Here is a 17175-nt window from a genome sequence, read left to right as displayed (position 1 = left end):
ATTATTAAAATATTAAAAAAATAAATTAAATTTAAAACTTTTTTTAGAAACCTGTGGTCTAAATGTTATAAGTGTTAAAAGTAAAAATATAATTTAATCCCCCCAAAGAGAGCCTCTCCCCCCCCAGAGGCTCTTTCCCTTTTTTGAAACTTCTTTTTTACTTATTTAATTTCATATGTAAGATTGGATAAGGATTACCATGGTCATCAAATTCAGATCTTTTGAATACGCTAAAACCTATATGTTCATAAAAAGCCGTTCCTTGTGGATTTTGTTCATTAACATCTACATATTTTACATTGAGATTAGAAATTGCAAAATTAATAAGTTGCTTACCAATCCCTTTTCCACGAAAATCATCACTTACAAAAAGCATTTCTATTTTATCCTCATGGATCCCTATAAAAGCTATTATTTCCTCATTATTCCTTATACAGAAGAATTCATCTACATATAGAGCCCCCTGCTCAACAAGTGGTTTTAAATCCATTATATCACTTTCTTTTAAAAAGAAATGTGTTGCTCGAACTGAAGACTCCCAAACTTTTAATATATCACTAATATCTTTTTTTATTAACTCTTTATTTAGTTTTTCTATTTTATAACTCATTATAATTCTCAACTCCTTAATTTATTTCTATAATTCTAAACTTATTAAAACTGATTTGTCAATCATATTTTTTCTAACCTAAATCTATTTTATATTTTTATAGTTTATTTTTAAGAACTAATGTATAATACTACAAATTTACAATTTAGTGTTTCTATCTAAAAAATTAGTCTTTAGTTAAATAATATCAAATTTTAAAGGAGATTTTATGGGTGTACAAATTATTGAAACCGGAAAAAAAGTTCCATATAAAAAAATTACAAATTTTGACTTGGAAAAAATTTTAGACACTACTGATGAATGGATTCAAGATAGAACAGGTATAATTAATAGATATATCTGCACAGTTGAAACTACAACTTCTTTAGCTATTGAAGCTTGTCAAGAACTACTAAAAGAAAATAATATAAATTTGTCAGAAATTGGATTAATTATATGTGCCACAATGACTCCTGATACTCTCATTCCAACGGTTTCTGCAAATATTAAAAAAAATTTAAAACTTAATCATTGTATAGTATTTGATATAAATGTTGCTTGTTCTGGATTCTTATACGCTGTATCAGTCGCTGAAAGTATGATGAAAAATTTAAATATAAAAAAAGGAATAGTTGTAGGAGTAGATTTAAATAGTCAACTTGTTGATTGGAACGATAGAGGAACTGCTATTGTATTCGGTGATGGAGCTGGATCGGTATTATTATCCTATGAAAAAAATAATGATTCTGGAATTATTTCAACATTTTTAGACAATATTGATGACAATGAAAACTCTTTAACCTTAAAGAATTCTTACTGTAAAACTCCGTTTAATAATTTAGAAAATGAACTGGAATTTTTTAAATTAAAAATGCTCGGTCCAAAAGTCATGAAATTTGCTATAAATGCTATAAATACTTCTATTTCATCTGTTATAAATTTATCTAAAGTATCTTTAGATGAAATAAAATATATTGTACCTCACCAAGCTAATCAAAGAATAATTGATGCTGCTGCTAAAAATTTAAAAATACCTAGAGATAAATTTTATATAAATATTGATAGTTATGCTAATACATCTGCTGGTTCAATCCCTATAGCTTTAGATGAATTAAATAAAAGTAATCTTTTGAAAAAAGGAGATTATATTATTTTAGTTGGGTTTGGTGGTGGACTATCTTTTGGAGCAATTCTATTAAAATGGTAATACATCATAGTTTTTATTAAATGTAATTCTTTCATATTGAGACAAACTTTAAAACAATAAAGCTTGTCTCATATTTTTTCTAAAATAAGTCTGATTCTAATTGTCGTATGTAATCTCACCATTTATTAAAGTCATAATCGGTTTAACTTTCCATATTTCATCTTTTGGTATAGTCAATATATTTTCGTTCAAAACCACTAAATCAGCATATTTTCCTTCCTCTACAGTCCCTAATTTTTTTCCATTTTCCATAAATACGCTGGATTTTTTGTGTAGATTTCTAAGGATGAGTATATATCTAAAGCCTCATTTGAATACCATCCACCTTCTGGTAAATTCTTATGATTCTTTCTTGTAATAGCTGCATGTATTCCATATAATGGCTCTACATAATCATTTGGACTATCTGATCCACCAGTTATTATAACTCCATTATCCTTTAATGTTTTCCATGCATATGCACCTTTTATTCGTTCATTTCCTATTCTATCTTCAGCCATATTCATGTCTGATGTTGCATGAATAGGTTGCATAATCGCAATTATCTCTAATTCTTTATATCTTTTTACATCTTCTGGAGATAGTATTTGAGAATGAACAATTCCATATCTAAGTTCAGTATTATCTTTATTTTTCTCTTTAAAAATTTTTTCAAAGGAATCTAATACTTCTTTATTTGCTCTATCTCCTATAGCGTGGATATGAGGCTGATATCCTAATTCATACGCATCATTGACCAATTGATTTAATTTTTCTGTTGACATTAATTTATTTCCAAAAGTTCCTTTTTGGTCAGAATACTCTTCTAACATATAGGCACCTCTACTACCTAACGCACCATCATATTTGATTTTAAATCCAGTTATAGCCATTTTATCATTAATCATTGAATCTTTAGCTAAAACTTTTTTAGTTATATATTTTTCTGTAGTTTTAGGATCTAATATTACATTTACTCTTGTTTTAATTTTATCTTCTTCTATTAATTTTTGTACTAAAGAAATTGAGACATCATCTCCTGCATCAAAAATTGTTGTTAATCCCATTTTAGAGTATTCTTTATCTGCTGTTACGTAAGCTTTTTCTAACTCTTTTTCAGATAATTCTGGAAGCTTATCTAAAACTAAATCCATAGCAGAATCAACAAGTATTCCATTTGGATTTCCATTTTTATCTCTTAAAATATTTCCACCCTTTGGATCTTTTGTATTTTTAGTGATCCCTGCTATTTCTAATGCTTTTGAGTTAACCCATATTGCATGATTATCGCTTCTAAATAATACTACTGGATTGTTTTTTGAAGCATTATCTAAATCTTTAGCTGATGGTAGCTGCGGGTTTTTCCAAATTGTTTCGTTCCATCCTCTTCCTCTTATCCAATCTTTATCTCCTATTAAAGTTGATTTAACTTTTACTTCTTCTATAATTTCTTCTTTACTTTTTCCATTTCCTCTAATTTGATAAAAAGTAAGTCCATATCTTAAAAAATGTAAATGCGTATCTACCATTCCTGGTATAATAGTTTTTCCATTTAAATCAATTTTTTTAGTTTTTTCTGATGAAAATTTTAAAATATCTTTATTGCTTCCAACTTTGTATATTTTTCCATCTTTTATTGCCACAGCTTCTTGAACATCTTTAGAATTGTTCATGGTTATAATATTCCCATTTGTAAAAATTAAATCTATTTCTTCTCCAAATAAAGTTAATGAAAATGTTAAGAATAATAAACTTTTTAAAGTTTTTTTCACACTTCCTCCTTAATAATTTAGTTTTAATTAACAATAGTATTTTATATACTTTATTTTTTTCTATTAATCAAATTATTTAATTATAATTTTTCAAACAAAAAAGAGTCAATTAAATTTTGACTCTTTTTAATTACACTGCACTTAGTGTTTTAATATTATTTTGAAAGACCCTCTCATCAATTGCTTCATCCCTTGAAACTACACTTTTTCATTTCATTTAAAAAAGTCTCTAACTCTTTCTTTTCTTCAAGAGTCAACGTTTCTTTATTCAAAAGTTCTTGAAATCTTTTCTCATCCATATAGCTTCTCCTTTCTAAATAGAATCTATTAGATTTTAAATTTTTTTATAATTTTCAGACAATTTTTTTAAATTTTTCCCAGTTACTCTAAATGTTGTCCACTCATCCATCGACTCTGCGCCCAACTTCTTATAGAACTCAATAGATGACTTATTCCAATCAAGACACCACCACTCTAATCTTCCACAATCTCTTTCTTCACATAAAGTAGCTAAATATCCTAACATCTGTTTCCCAAAATCTCTTCCTCTAAATGCTGGCTTTACATATAAATCTTCTAAATATATCCCAGGTTTCCCTAAAAATGTAGAAAAGTTATGAAAAAATAAAGCAAAACCTATAGGCTTTCCATTTAATTCTCCTATTATAACTTCCGCCATATTTCTTTTAAAAAGAGACTCTCTCAAAATCTCTTCTGTTGCTACTACTTCAGAAAGTAATTTTTCATAATCAGCTAACTCTTTTATAAATTTTAAAATTAAACTTGTATCCTCTTCTTTTGCAATTCTAATTTTAAATTCCTGTTTTTGATCTAACATCTGTCCCTCCGATTAAAATTTTCTAATTTTTATCTCAACTTTAATATACCCTATCTTCCTTACCTTTGCAAATATTTAAACTAAGCCTTATAAATAGTATCTGTATATAATCTTTTCTTTTAACTTTGAAAAAAAAGATCCAATTTCTCAAAATAAATCAAACAAATTTTTCTTTTTTTATTTCTTGCATTCTTTTTTGTCCCCAGCTATATAACATATCAACTATAGGAATCAATGTCTGCCCTAATTCTGTTAATGAGTATTCCACTTTTGGTGGTACTTGAGGGTAAACTTTTCTTTGAATTATTCCATCTTCCTCCAATTCCCTTAATTGATTAGTTAACATCTTATGTGATATTTTACTAAATAATCTTTGTAATTCACTAAATCTATGAACTCCTTCGTGTCCTAAATGCCAAAGTATTACAACTTTCCATTTCCCACTTATTATAGATAAAGTTAATTCTTTTTCACAATTAAATTCATTATTTTCAATTTTCTTTTTTATTTCTTTTCTTAAATTATCACTCATTTTTATAAGCCTCCATTTAATATTTTACAGTATAGTTACCTAGAAGTAACTATATTACAAAATAGTGCATTCTTTACTTTAAAGTATAATCTCAATATAATAATAATATAATTTTTCACATAACACAAATATTATAAAATTGGAGGTTCGAATTTTTATGAAAAAGAAAGTTTTATTTATTATTCCACCTGAGCGATTTAATGAAGAGGAATTAATTAAACCTAAAAATATTTTAGTTAACAAAGGTATTGATGTTGTTATATCAAGTACGGTTACAGGAGAAATCACTGGTGATTATGAAGGAACAGTTATTTCTTCAGCTATTTTTTCTAATTTAAATCCAAGTGATTTTGATATAATTTCAGTTATTGGTGGATCTGGTACAATTGATTATCTATGGGAAAATCCTTCATTAATAAATTATTTAAAAGAAGCTTATAATAAAAATATTATTATATCTGGAATCTGTGCAGGAGCTGTTGCTATAGCTGAAACAAATTTATTAACTAATAGAACAGCTACATGTTATCCTATTGATATTATGATAAATAAATTAATTAAACACAATGTTAATTATCTAGAAAAAAATGTTGTTGTACACAGCGATATAGTTACTAGTAACGGACCTGATGGAGCTGAAGATTTTGGATTAGCACTATTAAATCTATATTTATAATTAAATTTTAAAGGAGTATATTAATGATTAAAGTTACAGCAAAGTTTTTCGTAAACCAAAATAAAATAGACCAGTTTATTCAACTATCTAAAGAGCTTATTGAAAATACTAGAAAAGAAAATGGATGTATTAAATATGAGTTATTTGAAGATACCACTAAAAATACTGTATTTTCAATTATTGAAGAGTGGGAAAATACTCAAGCTTTAGATGCTCATTTTAACTCTAAACATTTTACTGAAATAATACCTCAATTAGAACTAACTGTTACGCAAAAAATAGAGGTTAATATATATAAACAAATTATCTAAATAAAATTTTTAGCAAAAATTTAAAAAAATGGTTATCAAATATTATTATTTGATAACCATTTCTCTATAATCTAAAACCACTAGAATTAGCTAGTAGTTTTTGCGTCTAAAAATTAATTTTTAGACTTAAAGTATAAATGAGATTAAGAAACTAAGTGTCACTATTGAAAAAATTGTTCCTAATATTGTTGAACTAGAACTTTCAACCTCTGAAACTCCATATTTTAATCCAAACATTGTAGAAATTGTTGCTGTTGGCATAGCACAAAGTAATAAAATCTCTTTTGCCATTATTCCTTTTAAATGAAATAAAACAATTAATCCACTCATAATAATTGGCTGTAAAATATTTTTCATAAAGATATTGAAATAAACTTGTCCTGATAAAACAACTCTATAACTTGCCATAATTAACCCAAGAGAAAATAGTGAAACTCCCGATGTACTTTTCCCTATTAACTCAAAAGAATGGAAAACAACTTTTGGTATTTCAACATGGAAAACAGAGCAAAGTAACCCTAATATAGGGGCTATTATCAATGGTTTTTTAATACAATTGATTAAGCTTGATTTTATTATTTTCATTGGACTTGCTGTAGCATCTTTTGATTCTAAAATAATTGTTGTTATAGGAATCATAAATATACTTGTTATAACATTACCAATTGCAACAGAGATTAGTGCTTCTGGTCCTATTAAAGATGTTAAAACTGGAATACCCATAAACGCCATATTTGGAAAAGCACAAACAATTGAACCTTGAGCTGCTTTTCTTGAATCGTATTTGAATATATGTTTTTGTATAATAAATGAAATCACATATAACCCCATTAAAGCTAGAGCAAAAGATGATATTATTCTAACATCTAAAAGAGTTTTAGGGTTAGCTTTAGCACTTCCAATAAATAAGTGTAATGGAAAACTGAACATCATTACATAGTCTGCAAAAGCCTTTTTATGCTCTATTGACACAATTTTCTTTTTTCCTGAAAACCACCCTAAAGCAATTACAAAAAACACTGGCACAATAGAATCTAATATTGTATCTAACACATTAAAACCTCACTTGTATTTTATTTTTAAATTTTATTTTTTTACTAAATCTGAAATGGCTTTAGCTACTGTTTCCGCAACTCTTGGATCAAATGGACTTGGAATTACATATTCAGTTGATAACTCTTCATCAGTTATTAGGTTCGCTATAGCTTGAGAAGTTGCAAACTTCATCTCTTCAGTTATTTTTTTAGCTCCACTCTCTAAAGCTCCTTTAAATAAACCTGGGAATGCTAATACATTGTTAATTTGATTTGGATAATCAGATCTTCCTGTCCCAACGATTTTAGCTCCTGCTGCTAAAGCTTCTTCTGGCATAATCTCAGGTGTTGGATTTGCCATTGCAAAAATTACAGAATCTTTATTCATCTCTTTTACCATTTCAGGTTTCAAAAGACCTGGTGCTGATACTCCAATAAATATATCTGCTCCTTTTATAGCTTCTTTTAATCCACCTTTTAAATTCTCTTTATTTGTAATTTCAGATAACTCTGTAGTTAAGAAATTATATTCTCTATTTTCATCATCTCTAGCAATGATTCCATCGATATCAATAGCTAAAATATCAGCTACATCTAATTTTTTAATCATTTTAATTATTGATGATCCAGCTGCTCCAGCTCCACATACAACAACTTTTGCTTTAGTTATATCTTTCTTTAAAAGTTTATATGAGTTTAAAATTCCAGCTGTTACAACAATCGCAGTACCATGTTGATCATCATGGAATACAGGAATATCTAGTTCCTCTTTTAATCTAGTTTCTATTTCAATACATCTAGGTGCTGAGATATCCTCTAAATTTATTCCGCCAAAACTTGGTGCTAAAATTTTGCAAGTTCTTATAATTTCTTCAGTATCTTGAGTATCTAAACATATTGGAAATGCATTAACTCCTGCGAACTCTTTAAATAAAATAGCCTTTCCTTCCATAACTGGTAATGCAGCTTCTGCCCCTATATTCCCTAATCCTAATACAGCTGACCCATCACTTATAACAGCTACCATATTTCCTTTTGAAGTGTATTTATATACATCAGCTTTATTCTCTGCTATTCTTCTACAAGGCTCTGCAACACCTGGTGAATAAGCTAAACTTAGCTCCTCTTTTGAAGTTACTGCAACTTTACTAATAACCTCTATCTTTCCCTTATTTTTTTCGTGAAGTTCTAATGATTTTTCATAAACAGTTTCTTTTTTCATGATACATCTCCTCTAAAAAATTTTTAAGTTTATTCAAGAGCAATGATAACATAAAAAATAAAATAAAAAAATTTAACAAAGATTTTAAACAATTAATTAACTTAATTAAGTTTTTAATGAAGTATATAAAAAATATCAATAATATAACTTATTAAAGGTTTTTATTAATATTTATGGTAAATAATATACAAGAAAAAATTTTAGTAGAAATTTAAGAAAGGGACATTATGGAAGTAAAAATTTTAATAGGAGTTGGAATTATGATTGGAACTTTAGCTTATGGAAATTGGCAAAATTTTAAAAAACCTACAGATAATGAACTAAAATCAAAGCTTACACCTATTCAATATGCAGTCACTCAAAAAAATGCTACAGAACCGGCTTTTAATAATGAGTATGAGAATAATAAAAAAGCTGGAATCTATGTAGATATTGTCTCTGGTGAACCTCTTTTTTCATCTAAGGATAAGTTTGATTCAGGAACTGGTTGGCCAAGCTTTACAAAACCTTTAGTACCCGAAAATATAGTTTTAAAAAAAGATTTTAAACTTATTTGGCCAAGAACTGAAGTAAGAAGTAGATATGGTGACTCACATCTAGGTCACGTCTTTAACGATGGGCCAGCACCCACAGGAAAAAGATATTGTATGAACTCTGCTTCTCTAAAATTTATTCCTACTGAAGATTTAGAAAAAGAAGGATACGGTGAATTTTTAAAAAATTTTCAATAATCACAAATAAAAATTAAAATTTTGAGGAGAAATCAGTATGAATAGAATAAAATTCTTACTAATATCAATGGTAACTTTAAGTACAATTTCTATGGCTGAGATAAAAGTAGCTTATTTAGCTGGAGGATGTTTTTGGTGTACAGAATCTGATATGGAAAAAGTTCCCGGAGTTGTAGATGTAATCTCAGGATACTCTGGTGGACATGTAGAAAACCCTACATATGACCAAGTATCTAGTGGAACCACAGGACATTTTGAGTCTATCGAGGTAAAATATGATAGTGACAAAATTAGCTATTCTCAATTATTACATAGCTTTTTAAAGGTAATTAATCCTACCGATGACAATGGACAATTTGTAGATAGAGGATATCAGTACTCACCAGCTATTTTCTATCAAAATACCAATGAAGAGAATCTTGCAAAAAAAGCTTTAAAGCAAATACAAAAAGAAGGACATTTTGCTGAAATAAATGTTAAACTTCTTCCGTTTAATAAATTCTATGCTGCCGAGAAGTATCATCAAGATTATTATAAAAAAAATCCTATACGATATAAATACTACAGATATCGTTCTGGTAGAGATCAATTCTTAGAAAAAGTTTGGGGAAATAATTAAATTAAAAATAAAAGGAAGCCTTTAAAAGCTTCCTTTTTTATATATAAGTTTTTTATGATAAATTATACAATACCCTATCTCTTTACTCTAAAAAGAGATGCAGTATATATAATAAGACCACTCCAAATTAAAGAGAATGTTATAGTATGTACACTTGAAAAGTTTTCTCCAAATACGAACACTCCAAGTAGTAAAACCAATGTAGGCGTAAGATATTGAAAAAATCCAATAGATGATAATTTTGATAACTTCGTTCCTAAAGAGAAAAGAAAAAGTGGTATTACCGTTACAACTCCTGCTCCCATCAATAAAATTTTATCAAAATTTGATGCTTCTACTCCTTTTCCACCTTTAATCATTAGTAAGTATACGACTGCAACTGGAAAATATACCAATGTTTCAATTGTTAATGCTAAAATTGGATCAATTTTGATTTTCTTTTTTGCTATACTGTACCCTGTAAAAGTTCCAGCTACTAAAAGAGAGTATAAAGGTAGCTTTTGATATATGATGGACATATAGCATACTCCTAATGTAGCTAAAATAATTGCAGTTTTTTGATATTTACTTAAAGTTTCTTTAAAAATAAATCTTCCAGCAAGAATTAAAAGCAGAGGATTTATAAAATATCCTAAACTGGCTTCTAAAACACGGTTACTATTAACTAAAAATATATATGACATCCAGTTTGCACAGTTAAATGTAGCAGCTAAAATAATATAATATATTGTTTTTTTATTTTTAAAAATCTCAACTAATTCATTCTTTTGTTTTTTTAAAATCACAAAAATAATTAAGAAGAAAAAAGACCAAATTATTCTGTGTGAGACAATCTCTAAAGCTGGAATATTTTTTAGATTTGTCCAGTACAAAGGAAAAAGTCCCCACAATATAAATGCACTTAAAGAATACAACATTCCTTTTTGATTATTTTCCATTTAAATCTCCCTGATAACTTTTTATTTTAATAATAAATCTAAAAGCTCTTTTAAATTTGAAATTTCGTAGGTTGGTTTAATCTCATTATTTATCGAAATCTTCTTTGGATTATATAAACATGTATCGATTCCAAAGTTTATTCCACCCTTTATATCTGAACTTAAACTATCTCCAATCATTAAAATATCTGATATATTTTCTATCTTATTACTTTCTAAAGCTATTTTAAATATTTCAGGATTTGGTTTTGAAACTCCTACATCTTCAGAAACTATAATATCATTAAAGTATGGAGCTATTAAAGAGTTTTTAATTCTTCCATTTTGAACCTTTGTTAATCCATTAGTTATAATAAACAATTTATACTTTCCATATAGCTCTTTTATTAAATCTAAACTATCATGAAAAAGAATTGAAGATTTAGAAAGATTATCCATATATCTATCTGCGAAATCATACGGATCAAAAGCATAATTAAGTTTGTTGCAATACCTTCTAAACCTCTCTATTTTTAACTCACCTTGAGTTATTTTTCCATCCTCCAATTCTTTCCATATTTTAGTATTTATTTCTTTGTATATTGGTAAATGGTATTCCTTATTATATTCAATCCCATAACCAATTAAAGTTTTTTCTAAAGCTTCCATTTCCGACGCTTTAAAATCAAATAAAGTATCATCTGCATCAAAAATTAATGTATTGTATTTCATAATTTCACCCCGTTATTTTTTTCTGTATAATTCTTTACAAACTTTATACTTAAAGATAAAAGAAACATATTTATTATTGCCCCTTCTTTAAAATAGATTAAAAAATCTATTATTCTATTATAATATATAATAATACCTGTAGACAACCCACTTATTACCATTCCACCACTAAAAATTAAAAAATAGATTAGCTGGCTATATTTTAATGTCTCAAAGTAATGAAACATATTTAGAAAAATACAAAGATAAAAAAGACGTCAAAGGAAAAACCTTAACGCCTAATTAAATTTATTTTCTTTTTAAAAAACACTATAACCATAGACTAATCAATACTAATGTATGGTCTATTTAAAATACCTCATTAAAATACAATATTTTTTATTTTCTATAAATTTTCTTTTAATTTAGTTAGAAAAATTTTAAATAATTCTATGTCCTTTTCATTTATATTTTTAGAAAGTTCATTATTAAATTCAATATCTATATCTTTTAATTTGTTAATTAAAAGATATGCTTTGTCTGTTAACCTAATTAAAAAAGCTCTTTTATCATTTAAATTTTCTTGCCGTAGTAAATATCCTTTTTTCTCAAGTTTATCAATAATTGCTTTTATATTATTTTTATCTTTTTCAACTCTAAAAGAAAGTTCATTTTGTGAAATTTTATCTTCCTTTGATAGTTCTTTCAATATAACCCATTGTTCAGGAGTTATATCAAATTCTTTAAACTTTATAGTTAAATTTTGATGTATTTTTCTAGCAATAAGACATATTTCATAACCTATAGTATTAATATTTGCCACCTTCCCATTTTTAATGTTATTCAATAAATATAATATTACTTTTTAAAAATAATTACAATTATTTTTTATTTATAACAGAATCTATTGATTTATGAAGTTCTTTAAAATATAGTTCCATACCATTTTTTCCTCTAACAAAAGGATTAGGTTGTCCATTTTTTCTATCATTTACTACTTCTAATTTATTGTATCCGTTATCAAGAAATAGGTGTGCCGTAATTTCAGAAGTTGCATTCATCTCTTGTGATTTCTTTTCAAAATGAGTTACAGAATTTTTATAAGCAATTTGTAAATCTTTATTTTGTGGTATTCCTGTTCCTCCCCACATTGTAACAACTTCTTTTTTTCCATCATTTGTTGTAGGGAAAATAAGTGATATTCCACCAGGTGTATGTCCAGGTGTTTCAAGAATTTCAACTGTAGTTTTTCCTAAAGTAATTTTGTCACCATCTTTAACATAAATATCCACAGGTGTTTTAGGAGAACGACTTGAATTAGCTCCAGTATTAACAGTATTCATAAGGTTTTCATCAACTTTCGTCATAACTACCTTAGCGTTATATTTATTTCTAATGAAGTTAGCTCCACCATAATGATCTCCATGTCCATGAGTTACAATAACATATTTTATTTCTTCAGGATTTAAACCTAATTTAGTTAAACCATTAATTATAGTTTTAGCATCATTGTCATCCCACATTGAATCTATTAAAATAATTCCTTCTTCTGTTTTTATTGCCCAAGCAACAACACTTTTAGTTCCAATACAATATACATTATCAAAAACCTTTGCTGGATTTAATGGAGTATTATCATGAAGAATTGCTTTTATATTAGCTGGTGGCTCAGAAGTAAAAGTGGTATTAGCAGATATAAGTAATAATAAAAGACTTAATAAAGCTGTTTTTTGAATAAATTTTAACATATTTGTTCCTCCTAAAGTCTGAAATAAGTACGTATACGTACTTTATTTTATTATAATTTTTAAATTTTGTCAAAGATTATTTAAAAGGACATCTATTTTTTTAAAGTATAAAGATTATAATATGTTTTATTTTAAATGGAGGTTACACATATGAATAAAAAAAAATCTATCGTTTTAGATTTTCCACTAACAAAATACCAAGTATTAGAATATCCAGATATAACATTTTTTCAACCTAAAGGTACATTAAATAATATCTTTAATTTAAAATTGGACCTCTTAAAACCTAATGATGATAAAATATTTCCATTAGTTGTTTTTGTAACTGGTGGAGGATTTTTTTTAGCTCCTAAATATAATTATCTTCAACAAAGAATAGCTTTAGCTGAAGCAGGATTTATTGTCGCTAGTATTGAATATAGGGTTATTCCTCAAGGTAAATTTCCAGATGCGTTAGTTGACGTAAAAAATGCCATTCGTTTTTTAAAGGCAAATGCAAGTAAATTTGGAATAGACAAAGAAAAAGTTGTAATTATGGGTGAATCTGCTGGAGGATATTTAGCTGCATTAACAGCTACAACAAATAATTGTGAGGAATTTGAAATAGGAGAAAATTTAAATGAATCAAGTAGCGTTCAAGCTGCAATAGATATTTATGGGTTATCAGATTTAACTAAAGTAGGAGATGATTTTTCAAAAGAAGTTCAAGAAGCACATGCTTCTCCAGCATCACCAGAAGCTATATTTATAAACGGACTTTCTTTATTTAGTAAGGGAGGTTCTATAGAAGATAATTTAGATCTTGCTCAAAAGGCAAATCCATTAAATTATGTTTCTGAAAATACTCCACCGTTTTTATTGATGCACGGAGATAAAGATAGTTTAGTTTCTCCAAATCAAACAGAAATACTTTTCGAAGCTCTTTTAGAAAATAGTATTGATGCCCATAGATATATTGTAAAAAATGCTAATCATGCGGATAAATATTGGTATCAACCTGAAATAATAACTATTATTATAGAATTTTTAAACAAAACCTTAAAATAAATATCTTAAAAAAATTTGTTTAATAATTTTAATATACAAGCATTTAGATTTATAATTGATATATCAAAATATACAAAAAAAAGTTCCTATTGGAACTCTTTTTTGTATATTAAACTTTTAAAAATCACTTAAAATAATTGTAGAATCCTTTTGGCTAGCTTCTATAAGTTCATCACTAAATCCAGATTTTGAAAATAATACATAGTACTCTTTACGAGAACCGTTTTTCCATTTAACAGCTTTAGCTTTCTCTTTAAGCTTATAAAGAACACTCAGTCCTACGTGCTTATTCGACCACTTACATTCACCAAATAAAATCTCGTTCTCTCCTAAAGCGACTACATCTATCTCTTCATTTTTATCCCACCATCTCCCAAGATTTTTTATAGGAAATGGAACTTTACTCTCCCACATTAAATTTTCTCTTGAGAGATCCTCGTAAACTTTTGAAACCCAAAGATCAAAACTACTTTTAATCTTTTCCAAAGGATAGGTTAAATTTTCAATCTCTAAATAGCTTTGATAAGGATAAACATAATTAAACCAAAAATTTAAATAATTATCCTTTATTTTATAAAGAGCCTTTTTACTATTTTTTATATCCTCAGTTACTGGAATCTCTTTTTCAAGAATATCTAACTCTATAAGTTTAGATATATATGGAGTTAAACCACTAGATGGAATCTCTAGTTGTGAGGATATTGAGGATATTTTTGTATTTCCAGCAGCTATAGATTGTAAAATAGAGAAATATCTAGACAAATCATTTATCTCCTCTTGAAGTAAAAATTTAGGCTCAGAATACAAATAATTATCTCTATCGAAAATATTATGTTCTATGTTCCAAAGAGGAGTTCTATCTCTATCAAAACTTAAAATATATTTTGGGATTCCACCAGTTATTGAATACATCTCAATTAATGAATGATGTGATTTTTCTTTAAAAAACTCCGGATAATATTTAAAATCTATTGGTTTTAATTTTATCTGAGCTGTTCTTCTCCCAAATAACGGACTATCGTAAGCTAAAACTTCTGAGTACATCATCGAAATTAATGATCCACAAAGAATTACCATAATATTTTTCTCTTTTAATTTCTCATCAAAAATTCTTTGGAATATAGATGAAAAACTTTTATTTACCATACAAAGATATTGAAATTCATCAATTACTAAAATAAACTTTTCATTTCCAAGTTTATTTATAAAATAATCGAATAATGTATCCCAATCTTTTATCTCAATTTTTTTTACAAAATCGTCATTAAAGTATTCCCCCAATTGATTTTTGAATCTATTTATTTGGATAGTTTCATTCTGTTTATCTGCAAAAAAATAAAAAGCTTTCTTATCTTTAATAAACTCTTTTATAAGAGTTGTTTTTCCTACTCTTCTTCTCCCATAAATAACCGTGAAACTTGATTTTTTTTCAAACTCTTTATTCAAAGTTTTCATCTCTTTTTGTCTATTTACAAAGCTCATAACATCACCTCATCTACATTATATAATTTAAATTATAATAATTCAAATTATAATAATCTAAATTATTTTACAAGATAATTTTATATTTTCCTAAAAAAATTTATAAAAAATTTAAACTTTTGATATAATAAAAAGACTCTAAAAATTAAGGAGGTATTAAATGAAAGTACATCATGTTTGCATTGAAACATCTAAGTATGATGAATCAATATTTTTTTACACTAAAGTTTTAAATTTTTCATTAAAAAAAGAAACGCCTAATTTCCATGGAAGAGACTATAACTCTTGGTTAGAATTAGATGGATTTTATATCGAATTACAAACACCTAAAAACAAAGAACGAAAAGAATCTATTCCAAATGACAAAGGACTTGTGCATATCTGTTTTTTTGTAGAAGACATCTTCAAAGAGTTAGAAAGAATAAAATTAATTTATAATAATTTTAAACTAAAAAATAATGAGATTTTATATAATGTAGAAGGTGGAAATCTTTTTAAATTAATTGCTCCAGAAGGTACAATTATAGAAATTAGAGATAATCCACTCTTCTAATTTTTCCATTTAAAATTTCAATTAATATCCTTCTCAAATACAAAAATTGTAATCAAAACTAGACATCTAAATTATTATGTGATATATTTATCTAAAAAATGCAAACGTTTGCACAAAGTTGGTTAAAAGGAGAAAATTTATGAAAAATAGTATTAAATTAACTGATCTAAAATTAGAATGGATTAACGAACCTAAACATTCAAAAATTGAAAGTGGTAAAGTCTCTATAATAACAGATCCACAAACAGATTTTTGGCAACGAACTTATTATGGATTTCAAAATAATAATGCTCCAGCTTTATTATCAAAAATTGCAGATAAATATTTTTCATTTGTGGTAAAAACAGAATTTAATTCAAAACAACGGTATGACCAATGCGGAGTTATTATTTACCAAAACTCTGATAATTGGTTTAAGGCTTCAATTGAGTATGAAAATGAAGAGTTTCAAAGACTTGGAAGTGTTGTTACAAATAATGGTTATTCTGATTGGGCAACAACAGATATTCCTGCCATACAAAAGTTCATGTATTATCGTCTTAGTCGTCGTGAAAATGATTTTTGTATAGAATCATCTTATGATGGTATTAATTATAAACAAATGAGAATTTTTCATCTATTTTCTGCTAACGGAACAATTAATATAGGTATTTATGCTTGTAGTCCTGAAAATTCAAGCTTTTGCGCAGAATTTTCAGGACTTGAATTTATGGATTGTAAATGGGCGAAACATAAATAATGAATATAACTAAGTATTAAAAACTAGACTTTAAACACTCCTTTAGAATTTGTAAATTAAATTATTAAAAGCAAAAGTATTTATATAGGAAATCTCTATTTTTTATTGTATCTTCAATGTATAAAACTTTAGGAAGTTCTTTATGGAAAATATTGATTTCAATAATATTGAATTTGCTATTATTATTCAATGTTCAATTGCAAAAAGGAGATGCAGTGGGTTCTACTGCATTCAATCATTTTATGATAAGAATGGGACTTATTTGGAAATACTCTTTAATTCATCTAAAAATATTTTTTCGATAATAAATTTGCCACATAATAAAGATTTTCCATTTGCCTCTTGGAATATCATGAATAAATTCTAAAGGGTATGTATATTCTTTTCTTATTTTCATGGATATTCTCCTTTTAGTTTATTTATTATTCTACTACATGCAAAAAAAAATTAAAAGTACCCACAAAAAAG

18 protein-coding genes and 1 pseudogene are annotated in these 17175 nt (G+C 26.7%); 8 read left to right on the top strand and 11 right to left on the bottom strand.

The features are described 5' to 3' along the window. Window positions 1-157: 157 nt before the first annotated feature. Window positions 158-610 (bottom strand): GNAT family N-acetyltransferase, encoded by a 453-nt coding sequence (locus tag HMPREF0202_RS13845; protein ID WP_023051354.1) that lies wholly within the window; start codon window positions 608-610, stop codon window positions 158-160. Window positions 611-818: 208 nt separating this feature from the next. On the opposite strand from HMPREF0202_RS13845, the gene HMPREF0202_RS13840 reads away from it, so the two are divergent. Then, window positions 819-1796, top strand: coding sequence for a beta-ketoacyl-ACP synthase III (locus tag HMPREF0202_RS13840; protein ID WP_023051353.1), 978 nt, complete (start codon window positions 819-821; stop codon window positions 1794-1796). A 96-nt stretch (window positions 1797-1892) separates the two neighbouring features. Here HMPREF0202_RS13840 and HMPREF0202_RS13835 read toward each other — a convergent pair. The 3 genes and pseudogenes from HMPREF0202_RS13835 to HMPREF0202_RS13825 form a co-directional block, all read right to left on the bottom strand. Continuing rightward, window positions 1893-3304 (bottom strand): annotated as a pseudogene (locus HMPREF0202_RS13835) (amidohydrolase). Between the two features lie 577 nt (window positions 3305-3881). Continuing rightward, on the bottom strand, window positions 3882-4385 hold the full coding sequence (locus tag HMPREF0202_RS13830; RefSeq protein ID WP_023051350.1) for a GNAT family N-acetyltransferase: 504 nt from the start codon (window positions 4383-4385) through the stop codon (window positions 3882-3884). Between the two features lie 157 nt (window positions 4386-4542). After that, window positions 4543-4917 carry a winged helix-turn-helix transcriptional regulator gene (locus HMPREF0202_RS13825; RefSeq protein ID WP_023051349.1) on the bottom strand — a complete coding sequence of 125 codons (375 nt, stop codon included), beginning with the start codon at window positions 4915-4917 and terminating at the stop codon, window positions 4543-4545. Window positions 4918-5074: 157 nt separating this feature from the next. Between HMPREF0202_RS13825 and HMPREF0202_RS13820 the strand changes: the two genes are divergently transcribed. Beyond that, a complete protein-coding gene (locus HMPREF0202_RS13820; protein WP_023051348.1) occupies window positions 5075-5593 on the top strand; it encodes a DJ-1/PfpI family protein in 519 nt (172 codons plus the stop codon). A gap of 23 nt (window positions 5594-5616) precedes the next feature. Continuing rightward, entirely contained in the window at window positions 5617-5904 is a 288-nt protein-coding gene (locus HMPREF0202_RS13815) for a putative quinol monooxygenase (RefSeq protein ID WP_023051347.1), read from the top strand. Between the two features lie 126 nt (window positions 5905-6030). Here the strand turns inward: HMPREF0202_RS13815 and HMPREF0202_RS13810 are convergent, their stop codons facing one another. Beyond that, a complete protein-coding gene (locus HMPREF0202_RS13810) occupies window positions 6031-6957 on the bottom strand; it encodes an AEC family transporter (RefSeq protein WP_023051346.1) in 927 nt (308 codons plus the stop codon). Between the two features lie 33 nt (window positions 6958-6990). Then, entirely contained in the window at window positions 6991-8160 is a 1170-nt protein-coding gene (locus HMPREF0202_RS13805; protein WP_023051345.1) for an NAD(P)-dependent malic enzyme, read from the bottom strand. A gap of 227 nt (window positions 8161-8387) precedes the next feature. On the opposite strand from HMPREF0202_RS13805, the gene msrB reads away from it, so the two are divergent. Continuing rightward, complete coding sequence (gene msrB, locus HMPREF0202_RS13800; protein ID WP_023051344.1) at window positions 8388-8891, top strand: peptide-methionine (R)-S-oxide reductase MsrB; 504 nt, start codon at window positions 8388-8390, stop codon at window positions 8889-8891. Window positions 8892-8928: 37 nt separating this feature from the next. Then, complete coding sequence (gene msrA, locus HMPREF0202_RS13795; protein ID WP_051364184.1) at window positions 8929-9510, top strand: peptide-methionine (S)-S-oxide reductase MsrA; 582 nt, start codon at window positions 8929-8931, stop codon at window positions 9508-9510. Window positions 9511-9584: 74 nt separating this feature from the next. On the opposite strand, the gene rarD is transcribed toward msrA, so the two are convergent. From rarD to HMPREF0202_RS13775, 4 genes are all read right to left on the bottom strand, one after another. Continuing rightward, window positions 9585-10448: an EamA family transporter RarD gene (gene rarD / locus HMPREF0202_RS13790; RefSeq protein ID WP_023051342.1), complete on the bottom strand. Its 864-nt coding sequence runs from the start codon at window positions 10446-10448 to the stop codon at window positions 9585-9587. 21 nt (window positions 10449-10469) lie between these two features. Beyond that, complete coding sequence (locus HMPREF0202_RS13785) at window positions 10470-11159, bottom strand: YjjG family noncanonical pyrimidine nucleotidase (RefSeq protein WP_023051341.1); 690 nt, start codon at window positions 11157-11159, stop codon at window positions 10470-10472. A 385-nt stretch (window positions 11160-11544) separates the two neighbouring features. Beyond that, window positions 11545-11985: a MarR family winged helix-turn-helix transcriptional regulator gene (locus HMPREF0202_RS13780; RefSeq protein ID WP_211231182.1), complete on the bottom strand. Its 441-nt coding sequence runs from the start codon at window positions 11983-11985 to the stop codon at window positions 11545-11547. Window positions 11986-12019: 34 nt separating this feature from the next. Beyond that, on the bottom strand, window positions 12020-12886 hold the full coding sequence (locus HMPREF0202_RS13775; protein WP_023051338.1) for an MBL fold metallo-hydrolase: 867 nt from the start codon (window positions 12884-12886) through the stop codon (window positions 12020-12022). A gap of 150 nt (window positions 12887-13036) precedes the next feature. On the opposite strand from HMPREF0202_RS13775, the gene HMPREF0202_RS13770 reads away from it, so the two are divergent. Further along, complete coding sequence (locus HMPREF0202_RS13770; RefSeq protein WP_040407667.1) at window positions 13037-13933, top strand: alpha/beta hydrolase; 897 nt, start codon at window positions 13037-13039, stop codon at window positions 13931-13933. Window positions 13934-14050: 117 nt separating this feature from the next. On the opposite strand, the gene HMPREF0202_RS13765 is transcribed toward HMPREF0202_RS13770, so the two are convergent. Next, window positions 14051-15415, bottom strand: coding sequence for an ATP-binding protein (locus HMPREF0202_RS13765; RefSeq protein ID WP_023051336.1), 1365 nt, complete (start codon window positions 15413-15415; stop codon window positions 14051-14053). Between the two features lie 160 nt (window positions 15416-15575). On the opposite strand from HMPREF0202_RS13765, the gene HMPREF0202_RS13760 reads away from it, so the two are divergent. Both HMPREF0202_RS13760 and HMPREF0202_RS13755 read left to right on the top strand, forming a co-directional pair. Next, window positions 15576-15968, top strand: coding sequence for a VOC family protein (locus HMPREF0202_RS13760; protein WP_023051335.1), 393 nt, complete (start codon window positions 15576-15578; stop codon window positions 15966-15968). Between the two features lie 118 nt (window positions 15969-16086). Continuing rightward, on the top strand, window positions 16087-16707 hold the full coding sequence (locus HMPREF0202_RS13755; protein ID WP_245576473.1) for a DUF1349 domain-containing protein: 621 nt from the start codon (window positions 16087-16089) through the stop codon (window positions 16705-16707). Window positions 16708-17175 lie beyond the last annotated feature (468 nt).

The sequence above is a fragment of the Cetobacterium somerae ATCC BAA-474 genome, from assembly GCF_000479045.1.
Lineage (GTDB): Bacteria > Fusobacteriota > Fusobacteriia > Fusobacteriales > Fusobacteriaceae > Cetobacterium_A > Cetobacterium_A somerae.
Note: the sequence above shows the minus strand (reverse complement) of the source record. Positions and strands in the feature narration are given on the sequence as shown.